The sequence below is a fragment of the Faecalibacterium sp. An58 genome, from assembly GCF_002161515.1.
GTDB classification, from domain to species: Bacteria; Bacillota; Clostridia; order Oscillospirales; family Ruminococcaceae; genus Faecalibacterium; species Faecalibacterium avium.
In genome coordinates this window covers 30,964-48,118 of the sequence record NZ_NFHX01000010.1, presented here as the reverse complement: position 1 = coordinate 48,118, position 17,155 = coordinate 30,964, and the positions used below count along the sequence as shown (strand labels likewise).

Annotated in this window: 16 protein-coding genes; 8 read left to right on the top strand and 8 right to left on the bottom strand. The window is 62.9% G+C overall.

Annotated elements, in window-relative coordinates; genetic code table 11:
* Window positions 1-103 precede the first annotated feature (103 nt).
* The 4 genes from B5G12_RS08100 to B5G12_RS08085 all read right to left on the bottom strand — a co-directional run bounded on the left by B5G12_RS08100 (window position 104) and on the right by B5G12_RS08085 (window position 5,115).
* Window positions 104-1,156, bottom strand: a complete 1,053-nt coding sequence (locus B5G12_RS08100) for a lysylphosphatidylglycerol synthase transmembrane domain-containing protein (RefSeq protein ID WP_242955975.1) — start codon at window positions 1,154-1,156, stop codon at window positions 104-106.
* Between the two features lie 254 nt (window positions 1,157-1,410).
* Window positions 1,411-3,024: a glycosyltransferase family 4 protein gene (locus B5G12_RS08095; RefSeq protein ID WP_087233057.1), complete on the bottom strand. Its 1,614-nt coding sequence runs from the start codon at window positions 3,022-3,024 to the stop codon at window positions 1,411-1,413.
* Window positions 3,025-3,048: 24 nt separating this feature from the next.
* Window positions 3,049-3,843, bottom strand: coding sequence for a hypothetical protein (locus B5G12_RS08090; protein WP_087233054.1), 795 nt, complete (start codon window positions 3,841-3,843; stop codon window positions 3,049-3,051).
* Between the two features lie 141 nt (window positions 3,844-3,984).
* The gene (locus tag B5G12_RS08085) at window positions 3,985-5,115 is read right to left on the bottom strand and encodes an acyltransferase family protein (protein WP_144064121.1); all 1,131 of its coding nucleotides are present in this window, start codon (window positions 5,113-5,115) and stop codon (window positions 3,985-3,987) included.
* Window positions 5,116-5,635: 520 nt separating this feature from the next.
* Here B5G12_RS08085 and B5G12_RS08080 point away from each other — a divergent pair.
* The 7 genes from B5G12_RS08080 to B5G12_RS08050 all read left to right on the top strand — a co-directional run bounded on the left by B5G12_RS08080 (window position 5,636) and on the right by B5G12_RS08050 (window position 11,520).
* The gene (locus B5G12_RS08080) at window positions 5,636-7,099 is read left to right on the top strand and encodes a class I adenylate-forming enzyme family protein (protein WP_242955974.1); all 1,464 of its coding nucleotides are present in this window, start codon (window positions 5,636-5,638) and stop codon (window positions 7,097-7,099) included.
* An 84-nt stretch (window positions 7,100-7,183) separates the two neighbouring features.
* Complete coding sequence (locus tag B5G12_RS08075) at window positions 7,184-7,426, top strand: acyl carrier protein (protein ID WP_087233048.1); 243 nt, start codon at window positions 7,184-7,186, stop codon at window positions 7,424-7,426.
* Window positions 7,427-7,429: 3 nt separating this feature from the next.
* Window positions 7,430-8,665, top strand: coding sequence for a condensation domain-containing protein (locus tag B5G12_RS08070; protein WP_242955973.1), 1,236 nt, complete (start codon window positions 7,430-7,432; stop codon window positions 8,663-8,665).
* 185 nt (window positions 8,666-8,850) lie between these two features.
* Entirely contained in the window at window positions 8,851-9,390 is a 540-nt protein-coding gene (locus tag B5G12_RS08065) for an RNA polymerase sigma factor (RefSeq protein ID WP_191425959.1), read from the top strand.
* Window positions 9,377-9,886: an anti-sigma factor gene (locus B5G12_RS14790; protein ID WP_204245666.1), complete on the top strand. Its 510-nt coding sequence runs from the start codon at window positions 9,377-9,379 to the stop codon at window positions 9,884-9,886. The genes B5G12_RS08065 and B5G12_RS14790 overlap by 14 nt, the downstream gene beginning before the upstream one ends.
* Window positions 9,887-9,902: 16 nt before the next feature.
* Complete coding sequence (locus tag B5G12_RS08055; RefSeq protein ID WP_087233045.1) at window positions 9,903-10,523, top strand: hypothetical protein; 621 nt, start codon at window positions 9,903-9,905, stop codon at window positions 10,521-10,523.
* Window positions 10,504-11,520 (top strand): hypothetical protein, encoded by a 1,017-nt coding sequence (locus tag B5G12_RS08050; RefSeq protein WP_087324553.1) that lies wholly within the window; start codon window positions 10,504-10,506, stop codon window positions 11,518-11,520. The genes B5G12_RS08055 and B5G12_RS08050 overlap by 20 nt, the downstream gene beginning before the upstream one ends.
* Before the next feature lie 85 nt (window positions 11,521-11,605).
* Here B5G12_RS08050 and B5G12_RS08045 read toward each other — a convergent pair whose 3' ends face one another.
* On the bottom strand, window positions 11,606-12,748 hold the full coding sequence (locus B5G12_RS08045; protein WP_087324552.1) for a glycoside hydrolase family 88/105 protein: 1,143 nt from the start codon (window positions 12,746-12,748) through the stop codon (window positions 11,606-11,608).
* A gap of 3 nt (window positions 12,749-12,751) precedes the next feature.
* Window positions 12,752-14,308, bottom strand: coding sequence for a glycoside hydrolase family 28 protein (locus tag B5G12_RS08040; protein ID WP_087324551.1), 1,557 nt, complete (start codon window positions 14,306-14,308; stop codon window positions 12,752-12,754).
* An 83-nt stretch (window positions 14,309-14,391) separates the two neighbouring features.
* On the opposite strand from B5G12_RS08040, the gene B5G12_RS08035 reads away from it, so the two are divergent.
* Complete coding sequence (locus B5G12_RS08035; protein WP_087324550.1) at window positions 14,392-15,204, top strand: helix-turn-helix domain-containing protein; 813 nt, start codon at window positions 14,392-14,394, stop codon at window positions 15,202-15,204.
* An 88-nt stretch (window positions 15,205-15,292) separates the two neighbouring features.
* Here B5G12_RS08035 and B5G12_RS08030 read toward each other — a convergent pair whose 3' ends face one another.
* On the bottom strand, window positions 15,293-16,144 hold the full coding sequence (locus B5G12_RS08030) for a carbohydrate ABC transporter permease (RefSeq protein ID WP_522731431.1): 852 nt from the start codon (window positions 16,142-16,144) through the stop codon (window positions 15,293-15,295).
* A 17-nt stretch (window positions 16,145-16,161) separates the two neighbouring features.
* The gene (locus B5G12_RS08025) at window positions 16,162-17,088 is read right to left on the bottom strand and encodes a carbohydrate ABC transporter permease (RefSeq protein WP_087324548.1); all 927 of its coding nucleotides are present in this window, start codon (window positions 17,086-17,088) and stop codon (window positions 16,162-16,164) included.
* Between the last annotated feature and the right edge of the window lie 67 nt (window positions 17,089-17,155).

Here is a 17,155-nt window from a genome sequence, read left to right as displayed (position 1 = left end):
TTTTCTCCGGGGTCAGGCGGTTTTGGTTTGCGCCGCCTGCCCCAAACGGCAGAACAAAAAGCGGGTCATCCGGTCTGACCAACCGGGTGCCCGCCTTTTTGTTTTATGCGGCGGCCTGTTTGCCCCTGGCCCACCGCCTTTGGATGAAGAAGAACCCCACGCAGCTGACCGCAAAGGTGAAGTAGTAGGTGGCCGCGCGGTACAGCAGCAGCACCGACATGGTGCCGCTCTGCCCCAGAAAGCCGGTGAACACCAGATAGAAGGAGGCTTCCACCGAGCCCATGCCCCCCACGTTGGGCAGGGCGTTGGACAGCAGCATCATCAGGGCGGCCAGGGTCTGGGCCTGCCAGAACGTCAGGGGGCCAAGGTCCATAAAATCCGTGCCCAGCCAGACGATGGCGTACATCAGGGCCAGCTTGACCACCTGCAGCAGGAACATCTGGATGCACAGCTTCCGGTCGGCCAGCAAAGAACGGCTCTCGGCGGCCAGGCCGTCCAGCTGGCGGGTCCAGCTTTGGCGGCGGGCCTGCCACTTGCCGGAGTCGGGCAGGCGGCCCAAAGCCCAATAGGCCGCCCTTTGGACGGTGCGGCTGGTACAGACCAGGACCAGTGCCAGGATGATGGCCGCCACCATCAGGCAGGCGGGCAGCAGATAGCGCATCATCCCCGCCGCGTCGGCGGCCAGCAGCCACCGCCCGTTCAGGGCCAGCAGCAGGACGGCGTACACCATCACCGCTCCTTTGTGGAACACATATTGCAGGGTCATCAGGCCCATGCCGGGGACGGCGGGCAGTCCGCTGAGGCTGATATCATAGCCCTGCATGGGCAGGGTGCCCGCTCCAAAGGTGACCACGTTCCCGAAGGCGCCCAGAAAGGCCAGGTCCAGCCCGCGCCGGAACGAGAACCCCGGCACCCTGCTGGCCAGGACCCGCTGGCTGATCACCCCTTCGATGAGCGGGTAGGTGAGGGCGAGGGCCAGCAGCAGGCCCAGCTGGGCCGGGCTGAGTTTGCCGATGGCCTGCCGGATCTCGGGCAGATGGTCTTGGAAGATCAGGAACATCAGGCCGGTGAGGAGGAGAAGGGTCAGGACCGACAGCAGGCTGCGCCGGAACGAGAGTCCGCCCGAAGGCTGTCCCTGGTCTGTGTGCTGTGTCAAAGGGAGTACGCTCCTTTCTCAAAACAGGCCCCCGGAAAAGGCCGGGGGATCTGTCTCTCAGTATACCACGGGCCGGCGGGCTTGTTGATAAACAAAAGGTAAACTTTGCGCAAAAAATATACTTTTGCGGCCGGATGTGCCCGAAAACAAAGGATGGGTCCTCCAATACAAAAATACAGCCCGGACAAAATCCACGGGATCGTCCGGACTGTCAAACGGCTTGATTCTACTTTCTGTGATCTTTTGCGGTTGCATTACGCTTCGTTTTCGGAAGTCTGGGCCAGCAGGGCCTGGATCTGCTCCCGGAGGGTGTCGGCGAATGCCTGCTTGGAATAATACCGCTGGTAAAGGGCGCGGCAGGCGGGAGCCATCCGGGCGGCCAGGCCGGGATGGTCGATCAGCTTGGCCATGGCTTCGGCCAGCTGGCTGGGGCTGTCGCTGTGGTAGACAAAGCCGTCCACCCCCTCGGTGATCAGCCCGGCGGTGCCGGTGTGTTCGGATACGATGCCCGGCTTGCCAAAGATCAGGCCCTCGGTGACAAAGGTGGGCATGGGATCATCCCGGGAGCTGCACACCGTGCAGGCGCACTGATCCATCAGGGACTTGATCTCGTCCCGGGTCAGGCGCTCCACATAAAAGACGTTGCGGGGATACTCCTCGGCCAGCTGCCGCACCTGGGCCAGCAGCCGCTTGTCGGCCCCCTTGCCCACGAACAGAAAGGCTGCTTTGGCCCGGGTGGAGGCCGGCAGCAGGCGGATGGCCTCCACCAGCACGTCCTGGCCCTTGCGCATTTCAAAGGCCCCCACGCTGACGAACAGGGGAAGCCCCCCTGCATAGCCGATGTCGTAGGGGGAGAAGGTGTCCTGCGCATAGTCGGGCAGGCCGTAGACCAGCTGGCCGATCTCGAAGTCGGGGCGGTGGGTGTGCATGGCGGCGGTGGCATGGCTGCCCACCGCGCAGACCCGGATGTTCCGCTCCAGGGTGCGGGGGATCAGGTGGGACAGATAGCCGTAGCCCACAAAGGCGTCGTGCAGCCACCAGAGCACCGGCACCGGCGCGCCGTTCAGGGCGCGGATGGCCTTGACTTCCACGATGGTGTTGGCGATGACCAGGTCGGAGGAGATGGCCAGATCCCACAGCATGGAGGAGTTGACGCAGTCGGGGTGGGTGACGGCGGTGGCGCCGGCCTCCACGAACAGGCCCAGCGAACCGCTGTCTCCCGGGCCCAGCACCGCCACTTCGTAGCCCATCTGGAGCAGCACCGGCACGGCGCTGACCAGCACGATGGGCGCGCCGGTCATGTCCAGCACATGGCTGAGCAGCAGGGCCCGTTTGCCATGGGCGGAGAAAATGTCCCCTGCATGGGGCTGGCGGCGATAGCGCAGCAGCGCCTGGGGGATGTGCACCGGATGCCGGGCCAGCCCGGCGGCCAGACACAGCAGGGAAGCGGGGTCGTCGGGGTCACGGGCGGCGGCCCGGCAGCGCTGCAGCAGCTCCCGGGAGAGGACGGCGCACTTACAGCCCTGGGGCCTGTCCGCGGCGCGATAGACCAGGGTATCCCCCTCAAAGCCGAACACCGCGTCGCAGAAGGCGAAATCCGCCCCGCCCTGCAGCGCCGCCGCAAAATAGGAGAGGGTGGTGCTCAGGCATTCCCCATCCTCGGCCGCCAGCACCACGCCGTCCAGCCCGTCGGGCAGGGCGTCCAGGCTGTCGGTCAGCCGGAACTTGCGGTGGAGCTGTAACTCCATGCTGTAAGCCAGGGCCGTGCAGCGCCCTGGGGCATAGACGGCCAGCCAGGTGCGCTGGGTGTCCTGATAGGGCTGGCTGGCCAGCTGGAACTGCTGGAATTGACTGTAACTGGAATACATAGCATACCTCTTTAGGGCGTATGTTTATTTTTTGCGGCCGAACAGGGCGCGGATGGGGGCGGTCAGCTTCCAGCAGGAGCTGGAGAGCACTGCCTCATAGCTCACCCGGAAGTGCTCTTTCTCCGCGATGGCGGCGGCCAGCTGTTCTTCCAGATGGGCGGCGCGGCGCTCCTGACCGGCCAGCTGTTCGCCATAGTTCTGGGCCAGGGCCCGCTGTGCGTCAGCCGCCGCCGAGGCCTGGGCGGCCCGGTCCTGCATGAGCTGGATGCCCTGGCGCATGGCGTAAAAGACGGTGTCGTCGGCGCCCAGCTGGAGGGGATAGTAGGTGTAGGTGACCGACAGCTTGGTGCCCGCCGGCAGGCCCATGGGACACTCGACCAGGAACTGGGGATCGAAGCTCAAAAACAGGGACTTGTCCTCGTCCAGAGACAGCGCCGAAAGGGGGACAGCCTGGAGCCGCTGGTCGGAAAGGGCGATGCCCGCCACATAGCAGGGCAGCTCCCCGGGGTCCAGACGGATGGCCCTGACTTCCCGCGGCATCTCAAAGATGGCCGAGACGGTGTGGTTGGAGGCCGAATAGGCCGACACCGGCGCGCTGAGGGTATCCTGCTGAGAAAAGCCCAGTCCGTAGTCGTAGTACAACGTCAGCCGGAACAGGGACATATTGTCATAGGTCTCGTGCTTTTCCAGCGCGGCCAACTGCTGTTCCAGGGCCAGGCAGCGCTGGGCCAGCTTGGATACGCCCTGGTCGGAAAGGGAGAGCTGTTCCTCCAGCTCGGCGATCCGTTCCTCTGGAGTCTGTTTGGTTGCAGGGGGCATGAATCTTCACCTCATATCCATAGTGTGCCCGGGCTGAGGGCCCGGGAATCCTTCGCGCAGGGGACATCCGCAAAAAATCATACAAAAAGTTCTGCGGCGGGGGCGGGCCCTGCCGCAGAATACGGGAGACAGGATAACGGCTCAATGCCGGGCCACATACCGCTGGAAGCGGGCGCGGCTGCGCTCCAGCCGGGCCTTTTTGGTCCGGCCAGGGACAAAACGCTTGCGCAGCTCCAGCAGCAGGCAGATCAGCGCCACAAAGCTGCATCGCAGGACATATTGGGCGCCCAGGCCCAGCAGGGGGCTGGAGACGAACTGGGCCGCAAACAGATACCAGGGTACGGCGATCAGCTCGATGGTGTGGACACAGAAGATGTTGAGAGAGCGGCGGCCCACCGCTTCCAGGGTGTGGGTGAGGAAGTTGTCTGCCCGGGCGCTGAGCCGGACGAACAGGTTGACGATCCACAGGCCGATCATCCCGTTGACAAAGATGCCCACAGGACCCAGGGCCCAGTGGCCCATCGACATATTGTCGGTGGTGCCCGAGAGGATGGCCCCTCCGGCGGAGACGACCATGCACACAAGGGCGGCGGGGAACAGCCAGCGCAGGCGGGGCTGGTCGAACCAGCGGCGCTTTTTGGCCACATGGCCCAGGTACAGATAGGGGACCACCGTCATGCCCTGGGACAGGCAGAAGGGCAGCTCCCACACCAGACAGGTGCCCCAGCCCAGCACGGCGGTGATGGCCACTGCGGCGGGTATGTACCGCTCAGGGAAAGCGTTGAACAGGATATCCAGGATGATCCAGCCCACCGCCATGGTCAGCAGATACCACATGGGCCCGCAGGAGAAAATGCTCATCCCAAAATAGGTGGAGGTGTGGGGAAGGCCCAGCAGAAAGCCGGCCAGGACCTTCTCGCTCTCTGCGACGGCGTCCGTCCAGGAGCCGAAGAAATGGTGGTGCAAAAGCAGATGCAGCCCTGCCGTGGCCAGCGCCGTGTAGAGGAAGGGGGGCAGGATGCCCCGCAGCTGCTGCTGGACGCATTTGCCGATGGAGCGCTTGCGGAAACCGAAACCGCTGGCTATGTAGAAAGCCGACATCAGCGCTTCGCGGTAGATGAACAGCAGAAAGCTGGTGACGCTCAGCCCGCTGCCCAGGTCGATGGAATAGGCTTCGGCTGTGTGTACAAAGATGACGGTGGCCATGCCTATGCCTTTGAACAGGTCAAACATCCCGAGGGAGTTGACGGTACGCGTTTTGGTTCCTTTCATCAAAGGGGTCCTCCTCGCAGAAACAGTATTCCTTCCACAGCAGGCCCGCAGAAAAAAGGAAGGATCGGCAGGATATACACATCATACCCGTAGATTATGACAAAGATTTGTTTATTCTAGTATAATGCTTTTTATCCCGGCTGTCAATTTGTATCAGGGTTTTTGGCCGCTTTAAAAAGGTCGGCCGGGCGGGCCAAGCATCAGTTTAACAGAAATTTCGTCCCATCCAAGCGATCGGCAATATTTGCCTCTGAAAAGGTTTTCCAGATGCCTTTTTGACGTTCTGCCGCATCCTATGCAAAGGCGGCGCGGAGTGTGTGCCCCCTTGCGGCCGGCCGCTTTTGCAGCGGCGGCCCATTGACAGCCGGGCAGGGGCGTGGTATGCTGTTGACGTACCTGTAATACAGGTAGACGCAGTCTGCCGCAGACGGGCTTTTTCCGGTTGCAATGGAATGCGCCATCCTATATAATGAATACAATACCGGTGGGCGCCGCAGCCCCACAGACAGGAGGATGAACGATGATCTCGACTGCATACCAGGTAGTCACCAACATGGAAGCCAATCTGGCCGAAAAAATTGCCATCCAATATTACGATGAGGCAAAAGAGGGGGTCGTCAGCATCCGCTACGGCCAGTATGCCCAGGATATCCACCGGGCGGCGGGACTGCTGCTGCATCTGGACCCGGATATCCGCGGCCGGAAGGTCTGCCTGCTGGCCCGCAACAGCTACGATTACCTTGTCAACATCTATGCCATCCTGCTGACAGGCGCGGTGCTGGTGCCCCTGAACCTGAACAAGGACTGGGACGAGATCCGGTATGAGCTGGATCTGGTGGAGCCGGCTTACATTTTCCACGACGGGGAGTTCGCCGACCGGGAACCCGCCATCCTGGAGGCCTGCGGCGGCAGGATGCTGCCCATCGACAGCTACAAGACCTCGGCCTGGAGCGAGACGGGCAGCGAGTGCCCCGACCGGGACGCTTTGTCGGTGATCCTGTTCACCTCGGGCACCACCGGCCGCAGCAAGGGGGTCATGCTCAGCCACCGCAACCTGTTCGCCCCCATGGATTTCTTCTGCCTGCCCTTTGAGGACATCGCCATGCAGACCGGCTGGGACACCAGCAAGTTCCGCTCTTTCTCGGTGCTGCCCATGTTCCATGTGGCTGCCCTGACCAGCTCCATCTCCTGGGCCATCATGGGCAACACCATCAACCTGTGCAACGACCTGAAGCACTTCTACCGTGACCTGGCCGCCATGGACAGCGAAGTGATGGCGGTGGTGCCGGTGCTGCTGCAAAGCATCCACCGGGATGTGGTGCGGGGCCGCCGGGACCGTCTGGGCAGCCTGAAGGCGCTGACCTGCGGCGCGGCGTCGATGGATGCCGAGACCATGGCCGACCTGATCAAGGCGGGCTTCTTCATCTGCCAGATGTACGGCCTGACCGAGACGGTGGGGGACGGCGCCTGGAACAACTCCCAGGACCTGGCAGACATCCACTCGGTGGGCCTGCGGGACCCCAAGCGGGAATACAAGCTGGACGACGGCGAGCTGTGCATCCGGGGCGACTCGGTGATGATGGGCTATTACAAGGACCCCGAGGGCACCGCCGAGGTGCTGGACGCCGAAGGCTGGCTCCACACCGGCGATTTGGCCCGCATCGATGAGCGGGGCTACATTTTCCTGACCGGGCGCAAAAAGAACGTCATCATTCTGAGCAGCGGCGAGAACGTCAGCCCCGAGGAGCTGGAGGCCAGGCTGAACCAGTGCGAGGGCGTCACCGAGAGCCTGGTGCGGGAAGAAAACGGCAAGATCGGCGCGTTGGTCTACTGCGGCGAGAATGTCCCCGGCGCGGCGGAAAAGGTGCAGGCCTATGTCACCGAGCTCAACCGCACCCTGCCCCTCTACAAGCGCATCTCTGCGGTGCACCTGTCGGACGGCCCCCTGCCCCGCAACGCCGCCGGCAAGCTGCTGCGCAGCTGATATGCATACCTCTGCGGTCCGGATGGGATACTAAATTCGGGCCGCTTTGTGAGCGACCAATACAGAATGAAAGGAAGTTTTGCTATGAGCCGTACTGAGATCATTGCCCAGATCGTGGGCATCCTGGAGGATGTGGCTGAGATCAGCCCCGATGAGGTGTCGGAGGACAGCGTCCTGATGGACGATCTGGACCTGTCGTCCATGGAGATCCTGACCATCGTGGCCGACCTGGAGGAGACCTTCGGCATCCGCATCCCCGAAAAGGAGCTGCGCAGCTTTGTCACCATCAGCGACCTGGCCGACTATCTGAGCACACGGGTGGGCTGATCCATGACAGAGACGATGACCCCCGGCGCCTCTTATATCCTGCAGGGGGCCATGTACTTTTACCGGGACAAGAACATCTATTGCCGGTATCAGTACACCCTGCGGGACGCGGTGGACCCTGCCCTGCTGCAGCAGGCGGTGGACGCCGCCCTGGCCGAAGCGGATTACTTTAAGACAAAACTGGTGCAGGAAAAACGGGTAGTATACCTTGCCCCCAACGACCAGCCCTTTACGGTCTGTCGGGACAGCCGCCTGCGGGCCATGCCCGAGGAGACGGCAGGGTATCTGTTCAATGTGTCCTGCGAGGATCGGGAGCTGTTTTTCGACTGGTTCCACTTCATCGCGGACGGGCACGGGGTGTCCCGGTTCCTCACCCGCATCCTGATGGAATACTGCAACCGGCGGTATGGGACCGGCTTTGCCTGCCCGCCCCTGGCCTCGGCCCCCGCCTACGATATGCAGGCCCTGCTGGCCCACGACCCCACCGCAAATGCCGAGGGCCTGCCCGAGATCCAGCCGGTGGAGGTGGAGGAAGGCCAGCTGCGGCGCAGCATGGTCCGCCTGGACAAACAGAGTCTGGTGGATGCGGCCCTGCGCTGCCAGGTCAAGCCGGTCAGCGCCCTGTTCGGGCTGCTCTGCCTGGCCATCCAGCCCTTCATCGGCCGGGACAAGGTGGAGTACTGTTACTCCACCGATACCCGCCAGGCGGTGGGGGTGCCCGACGCCTTTTACAATTGCGTGGCCTCCTTCCGCAACGGGGTGCAGGCCGGGCCGCAGGTGCGGCTGGCCGACATCGCCGCCGGCATCGACGCTGACCTGCGGGCCAGCATCGACCACCCCCGCCAGCTGGCCCAGATGGCCAAAATGATGAGCTGGGTCTGCCGGGTGGACGCCCTCAAAGCCCCCCTGCGGATCAAGAAGCGGGTGTTCAGCATGGGGGAGCGAATGGGAGACTTCCCGGCCGACTTCTGGATCAGCTATCTGGGAGACCCCCTGGACCCCGGCCGCAACTATCCCGCCGCCCTGGCCGACTACATCCAGGACTTTGAAGTCTGGGTCCCGCCCGACGGGGCCTCGGTGGGGTTTGAGGTGGCCAGCTTCCGCGGCCAGCTGATCCTCTGCATCCAGGACAAGCTGGGGCGCGCCGGCATCCCCCAGGCCATCCGCTCGGTGATGGAGCGGGAAGGGGTGCGGGTGCTGTCCGCCCTGGACGTAGGCGACGGCCTGCCCGGCCAGTAACTTATACATAGCCGACAACGCAAAAGCGCCCCGGAGAGCAGAACTCTTTGGGGCGCTTTTTTGATATGGGCGCGGCGGCAAAAAAAGATCTGCGCTTTTTGCAGAAAAAACGGCCCCTGTCTCGTATTGATAGATAGAACGGGCCGTTCGCAGTAGATACAGGAGGGAGGCGGGGACGCAGTGGTATGACGACGCAGGAATTTACGGCGCTGGTGCGGCAGTATCAGGGCCTTGTCTATACGGTCTGCCACCAGCTGGTGCCCGACGAGGGGGTGGCCCAGGATCTGGCCCAGGAGACCTTTCTGGCGGCCTGGCGGGCCATCGACCGCTGCCCGCCCGGATGTGAGAAACAGTGGCTGGCCCGCATTGCAGCCAACAAGGCCAAGGACCATCTGCGCAGCGCCTGGGCCCGCCGGATGAGCACCCCCGGGGACGATGTGCTGGCGCTGGCCGGCGCCCCTGCCGACCAGGGCCCGGAGGCACAGGCCCTGGCCCAGCTGGGGGCCGAGGAACTGGAACAGAAGATCCTGGCCCTGCGGGAGCCTTACCGGACCCCGTGCAGGCTGTGCCTGCTGGAGGGCTACACCCCCGCAGAGGCCGCCCGCATCAGCCGGCGCCCTGAAAAGACCCTGAACGCCCAGCTGTGGCGGGCCAAAAAGATGCTGCGGGCCCAGATCGAACAGGAACAAAACCAGGAAAGGAGGATCGGGGATGGAACTGTTTAGAGAGGACGGATGCCTGACCGACGAGGGGCTGCAGGCCCTGGTCGAGGGCAGCCTGGATGAATGGGGCCGGCTGGAAGCCGCCGAACACCTGTCCTACTGTGACCGGTGTATGGACCGCTATACCGCCCTGCTGACCGGCGCTGTGCTGGAGCAGCCGCCCCGGGACCTGAGCCGCCCGGTGAGCCGGGCCATCCTGATCCGCCTGATGCAGAACGTCTATGGGCGTATGGCGGTGGCGGGGGTGGCGGCAGTGCTGGCGCTGACCATCTGGCGCAGCGGCAGCTTGGGGCTGATCCTGGCCCAGGGGGACCCGCTGGAGACTTACACCCCCCAGCAGATCGATCCGCCAGCCTCCACTGTGGTGCCCAAGCCCAAAAACGATCCGCCGCCCCGCCCCGGTGAGGAGGGCGGCATCGCCCAAAAGGCATACCAGGCCGTCACCGGCCTGTGGAACACCCTGACCGGCCCGGACAGCGGGCCCCAAACGACCAACTGATGGGAGAGAGTTTACGATGAAAAAGAATGGTTTTCTCACCTTTTGCTTTGCCTTTATCCCGGGCGCAGGGGAGATGTATCAGGGGTATATGAAGCGGGGGCTGTCCCTGGTGGGGATCTGCGCGGCGGCCATCGGGCTGGGGTCCATCTTTGAGCCGCTGGTGGGCTTTGCCTTTGCCGTCTGCTGCGTGGTGTGGATGTTCAGCTTTTTCGATACCTTCAACCTGCGCAGCCAGCTGCTGGCGGGCACCGCCCCCGCCGACGACTACCTGTTCCACCTGGGCCGCGACCTGGGCCGCGACGAGATGCTGGATAAGCTGCTGTCCCGCCGGCACAAGCTGCTGGGCTGGGCGCTGGTGGCCGTGGGCCTGTACAGCCTGTACGAAGAACTGGTGATGAACTTTCTGCGGGAGCTGTACTGGAACGTGGAGAACAGCTGGATCATCCGGCTGATCTACAATGTGATGGACGAGGTGCCCACTGTGCTGGTCTGCCTGGCCCTGATCGCTCTGGGCGCCTGGCTGGTCAAGGGACCCAAGGCCGGCGGCCCGGCCCGCAGCGACCAGCTGGGGGAGTTCTACGAGTACGGGGAGTACACCGAAAAGGAGGAGGACAGCGATGACGGACAAAAAGATTGATCCGGCTTCGGCCGGTTTGCCCAAGGACCCGCCGGAGGCCCCGGCCCAGCAGCCTCCCGGGACGCCCCGGGGAGCCGCGCCCCAGACGCCCAAAGAGGATAACCGCCCGGTGCGCCGGGTGGGCAGCATCACCCTGGGGCTGTGCCTGATGGCGGTGGGCGTGTGCTTCCTGCTGTACTACTTTGTGCCGGGATTCAACTGGCTTTTGGTGTCCAAGGTGGGCGCGCCCCTGGCCCTGGTGGCGTTGGGGGTGGAAGTGATCTGGTGCGCGGCCCATCCCGGCCGGTGGAAATACGATTTCCTGGCTGTGATCAGCAGCCTGGTGCTGATGAGCGGCGCCTTCTGCCTGACTCTGCTGCCCCTGTTCTGGCAGGAGGTGTCCCCCGAACGGCGCATCCAGACCGAGAGCCTCAAAGACGAATACGAGCAGGCGCTGTACGGATCGCTGCAGGATACGAAGATCCGGCTGTTTTCGGTGCACACCTATATGGATACGGGATATGGCGTGCAGCCGCAGACCCTTGCCGAGCTGAACCAGCCTGGCGTATTCCTGTCGCTGGGGATCGACCTGTATGGGCCTTACGACCGGACGGCCGACTTTGCGAAGGACTGCGCCCTGCTGCGCGACGCCGTAAAGCAGGTGGCGGCCCAGTGGGGCCCGATGCCCGAGAAGATCGAGTTCGAGTGGGTGAACGCAGAAGAAACGGTCAAAATGAGCATCAGCCTGCGGGACCCGGTCCAGATGGACTGGACCACGGAACAAATGGCCGAGCAGGTCTATTGCTGGCTGGACGACAGTGACGACGCTGTTGAGGCCTATCCTGCGGAGGATCTGGCGCAGGAGAACGCTTCGGGCGGCGAAACGGCGCCCGCCGCGCCCGAGTCCCCGGACGCCCCTGCCGCGCCTGCCGCGTCGGATGCAGTGCAGGCCGGTTCTGCCGCCCACGATGTGCCCAAGGCCCCGGAGATCCGGGAAGCCGACCCGGTCATGCCCTGAACGGCGTCCAGGACACGCCTGCGATCGAGATAGAGAAAAGCCCCTGCGGTCCGTGGTTGGCGGGCCGCAGGGGCTTTGCTTGTGGTTATTCGGCGATCATCTCGGTGTAGGCCAGGATCAGGGGGCCTACGCCCTTGGCGTCGTTGCAGACCACCGGCTCACTGTAATAGTAGGCCAGGCTGCCGTCCCGGTGCTGGGGGCCGCCCAGACCCGCCACCAGACAGATGCCGTCCAGCTGGAGGCTGCCGTCGGGGTTCTTGGACAGATATTTGTCGCAGGTGCCGTAGAAGGCTTTCTCGGCCCAGGCGCGCATCCGCTCGGGCAGCAGGCCCAGGCGTACGCCCTTGAGCACCGCGTAGGCGAACAGAGCGGTGCCGCTGGTCTCCAGATAGTTGCCCTCCTCGCCGCCGTGGTCGATCACCTGCCAGAACATGCCGGTCTGCTCGTCCTGGTATTTGTGGATGTCCTCGATGGTCTGCTTGAGCATGGCCTGGATGGTGCGGTACTCGTTGTACAGCTGCTCATCCATCCGCTCCAGCACATCCACCATGGCCACCATGAACCAGCCCATGGCCCGCAGCCAGAAGTTGGGGCTGCACCCGGTCACGGGGTCGGCCCAGTACATCGCACGGCTCTCGTCGTAGCCATGGTAGTACAGGCCGGTCTTTTCATCCCGCATATGCTTCTGGATGTTCATGAACTGGCGGAAGCTGTCGATGCAGCCCCCCATCTTGTTGAAGCGGGTCTCATACTCCATGTAGAAAGGCTGGGCCATGTAGGCGCCGTCCAGCCACACCTGCCAGGGATAGATCTTTTTGTGCCAGAAGTTGCCCTCTTTGGTCCGGGGCTGGCCCTTGAGCTGGCTGTCGATCACCTCGATGGCCTTGCGGTACTTCTCGTCCCCGAAAATGTCGTAGAGGATGAACAGGTTCTTGCCCTGGTTGACGTTGTCCAGGTTGTACTCCTCAGGATCGTAGGTCTTGATGCTGCCATCGGGCTGCACGAACCAGTCGATGAACTCCCGGGAGAAGTCGAGGTATTTCTTGTCCCCGGTGGTCTTGTACAGGCTCAGGCAGGCGGTGATCATGCAGCCGTCGATGTAGTTCCACTTGTTGGGCTGGCCGCTGCGCACCTTTTCGATGTTCCACATGGGGGCTTCCGCGCTGGAATTGGCGATGAGATAATCCACATACTCGCCCAGCATGGTCAGAATTTCCTGATGGGTCATGGTTCAATCCTCCTCAAAGCTGCCGACATTGGCAAACTGGAGCCGCTCGCCCTCGTATCCCTCGATCTGGACGTTGTGCAGCTCGATCCGGTTGACGTTCTCCGCATAGATGGCCAGCTTTTTCACCGCCGGGCGCCCGTCTGCCATGGCGGCCTGGCCGGCCTGGGCGTTGGGGTCAAAGCAGATGCGGACGTTTTTCATGACCACCTGGCCGATGGGCATTTCGGGCAGGCCGTCAAAGTAGCACCCGGCGTACTGGGCGTCGGTGGCCACGATATCCTCCATGGTCAGGCTGCCCAGCCGGGGGGTGAAGTCGTCCACCGGCATGGCCTGGCGGCACTGGACGTAGTCGCTGTGGCCGTCGGGGTCGCAGAAGTAGAACATATTGATGACGAAGGGCGCTTTGACCCCCCGCATCTCCACATTGTGGAACACCAGTCCGTCGATGACGGCGGTCTTGCCCCGGCCCCGGCGGGTCTTGACCCGCAGGCCACGGTCGGTGTGGTCCATCAGGCACTGGGTGACCACCATGTCCTTGACGCCGCCCGACATCTCGCTGCCGATGACGATGCCGCCGTGGCCCTTGTCCAGCAGGCAGTTGCGGATGACGGTGTTCTTGCAGCTCTTTTTCAGCCGCATCCCCAGGAACACCTTGCTGGCCTTCATGGCGATGCAGTCATCCCCCACATGGATGTCCGCCCCGATGATCCGGGTGTTGACGCAGCTCTCGGGGTCGATGCCGTCGGTGTTGGGAGCGTCGTAGGGGTTGCGGATCTTGAAGTCCAGCAGGTCCAGCCCGGTGGAGAACATGGGGTGGATGGTCCAGGAGTAGCTGTTCTTGACCGTCACCCCGTGCAGCACCACATAGCGGCTGTCGGTGATCGAGACGGTGCGGGGCCGCCAGGCGATCTTCTTTTTCTTCACGTCCTGCCACCAGTCCCCATGCTGGGCGTCGGCGTCGATCTCGCCCTGGCCGGTGATGGTCACATCCTCGGCCTGGGTGATGTTGATGAGGCTGGCCAGGCTGTCCAGGGGGTTGCCCTCCCAACCGGTCAGATAGTACTCATCCACCTCGTTGTGGCTGCCGATCACACCGGGCAGGATGGGATAGTGGGTGCGGTCGTTGTCGCCCAGGATCACCGCGCCCTGCTCCAGATACAGGGTGGTGTGGCTCTTGAGGAACAGGCTGGCGGTGCGGTAGCGGCCGGCGGGCAGGTAGACGGTGCCGCCCGGCGGGCAGGTGGACAGGGCGGCCTGCAGCTTGGCGGTGTTGTCGGTGACGCCGTCCCCCACCAGTCCGTAGCGGGAGGCGTCCACAAAAAAGCTCTCCTCCCGGGTGACGAAGCTGGCGGTGAGCGTCTCGCCGCCGGCGCGCACGGTCAGGGTGTAGGGATGGGCGGGCTGGAGGGAATAGACCGAAAAGACGTTGGTGTTGCAGGCGTCATAGACCTCTTTGCCGTCCAAAAGGACGGTGAAAGGCTCCGCCGGGCGGAAGCACAGGCCGTTTTCCAGCTCAAAGACGGCGCTGCGGGTCATGGCGCGGATCAAGGTCAGTTTCATAAAAAAATCATCCTCTCGCTATTGTTTCGGGTGGGCAAAGTGTGCTATGATGGTAAAAATATGGAAAGAAAGGGGGAACAGCCATGAAAAGAGAATCCGACAGTGCCGGGATGCAGGTGCAGCGGCTGCGTCTGGCCGGCCCGGTCTGTCTGCTCCGGGCGGGCAGCGGGGAAGGAGGGCTGTATATGCTGCTGGAGGGCAGCGGCATCCTGCACTGGGGCCAGGGCATGGACAGCGGCCTGGGGGCCGGACCCGGCGCCGTGATGGTGCTGGGCCGGACCGACTGCGTCTTTGAGCCGGCCGGCGGCCGGGCCGTGCTGCTGGGCTGCCGGTTCCCCCTGGAGATGCTCAGCGAAGCCCAGAAAGGGCGGCTGTTCGGCTCCGGCAAGCCCCCGCTGGTGCTGATGGGAGAGGCGGCCTGGTGCAAGCAGATCAACACCCTGCTGGAACTCCTGGCCGACGACTGGGAGAATGCCGACTGCCCCTACCGGCTGTACCTGTCGCTGCTGATCCATTATATCAACCGGCAGGCCGATGCCCAGAGCGGCGGCGGATCCCAGCCGCGGAATGAGACGGTGGACAAGATCTGCGCCTATCTCATCGCCAACTACAACCAGAAGCTGACCCTGGGCGGGGTAGCGGCCCGGTTCTACCTGTCGCCCTATTATCTCAGCCGCCTGTTCCGCCGGGTGACCGGACAGTCCATCGTGGACTTCATCAATGTGCGCCGGATCGAGGCGGCCCGCCATCTGCTGGAGACCACCGATCTGCGGATCAGCGCGGTGGCCGAGGAGACCGGCTTTTCGACCACCGCCCACTTCCGGCGGGTGTTCCGGGAGCAGGTGGGGGTCAGCCCGGTGCAGTACCGGGCCGTCCACCGGGGCGGCAAAAGCTGACAGCCTTTCACAAAGAATCCCCTGTGCCAAAGGGCGGCACAGGGGATCTGTTTTTCCGTGAGCCATCGCGGGCTCCGGGGCAGGGGGCTTAGCCCTTGACTGCGCCGGCGGAGATACCCTCGACGAACTGATCCTGTGCACAGAAGAAGACGATCAGCTGCGGCAGGATGGAGATCAGGGACAGGGCCAGGATGCGGTTCCACTGGAAGCCGGTATCACCGTCCATCGACAGCTTGACGAACAGGGACATGGGGTACTTGGCGGGGGTGGAAACGTAGAGCAGCGGGCCCATGAAGTCGTTGCAGCTCCACATGAACTGGAACAGAGCGCAGGAGACCAGCGCCGGGGCCAGCATGGGGACGATGACCTTGTACAGCGTCTGGAAGGAGGAGCAGCCGTCGATGGCGGCAGCTTCGTCCAGGTCGCGGGGGACGTTGCGCATGAACTGGATCAGCTGGTAGACGAAGTAGGTCTCAGTCGCAAAGGCGGTGTGCACCCAGATGGCCAGGTAGAAGGGGCTGTTGATCCAGCCGAAGCTGTTGTACAGCAGGAACTGGGGCACGTTCAGAACGACCTGGGGCAGGAACAGAGTAGCCAGCATGATGCTGAACATCAGCTTGCGCCCGGGGAAGTCGAACCGGCCGAAGCCGTAGGCCGCGATGCAGGAGGAGACCACCGTGCAGATGACCTTGGGGATCACGTAGCTGTATGTATTGACCATGGCCTCCAGGATGTTGATGGAGCCGCCGAAGTCGTTCAGCGCGTTGCGGTAGCCGTCCAGGGTGGGGTTCTTGATCCACAGGCTGATGCCTGCGAAGATCTCGCTGTTGTCCTTGAAGGTAGCGCTGACCATCCACAGCAGAGGATAGATCATGATAAAGCCCACCAGGATCAGGACAAAGTATTTAAAGAAGGTAGCGACGCGATGCGCAGCTTTCATTCCCATACGTTTACACCTTACCTTTCATCCGAGTAGTAGACCCACTTCTTCTGGCTGGTGAATGCGATGACCGTCAGCACGCAGACGATGACGAACATGATCCAGGCCAGGGCCGAAGCCATGCCCATCTCGTTCTGCTGGAAGGCGTACTGGTAAACCAGCAGGGAGATCAGGGTCGTCGCGTTGCGGGGGCCGCCGTTGGTGATGATGTAGGGGCCGTTGAACTCCTGGAATGCCTGGCAGATCTGAGTGACCAGGTTGTAGAAGATGATGGGGGTGATCATGGGAACGGTGATGGAGAAGAACTGACGCCACTTGCCTGCGCCGTCGATGGTGGCGGCCTCGTACAGGTCGGCGGGCACGCCCTTCAGAGCGGCCAGGAACAGCACCATGGCCGAGCCGAACTGCCAGATACGCAGGATGCAGATGACCCACAGCGCGTAGCCCGGATCCGACAGCCAGGAGGGACCCTCGAAGTGGCCGAAGGTGACCATCTTGATGATAGTGTTGATCAGGCCGTCATCGCGGAAGACCGCGCGCCACAGCACGGCGATGGCCACAGAGCCGCCCAGGATGGAGGGGATGTAGTAGGCCGTACGGAACGCGTTGACGAACTTGATGTTGAAGTTCAGGATGTAGGCGATGAACAGCGCGAAGATCAGCTTCAGGGGCACGGTGATGAAGGAGTACTGGAAGGTAGTGATCAGCGCCTTGGTGATACGGTTGGTGGTAAAGGCGTCGATGTAGTTCATCAGGCCGTACTCGGAGATGCCCGAGAAGAAGTTCATGTCGGTGAAGCTGTAGAACAGCGACTGGCCGAAGGGGATCGCCTTGAAGACGATGAAGCCGATGATCCAGGGGATCAGATAGAACAGGCCCTGGTATTTGTCGCACCACTTCTGAAACGGTGTGCGCCCGACCGCAGGCGCATGGTTTGCTTTCATCAGGGGATTCCTCCTTTTAGGTGTGATCGGATACAAACACCGGCGAACTGCTGTGAATTTATCAACA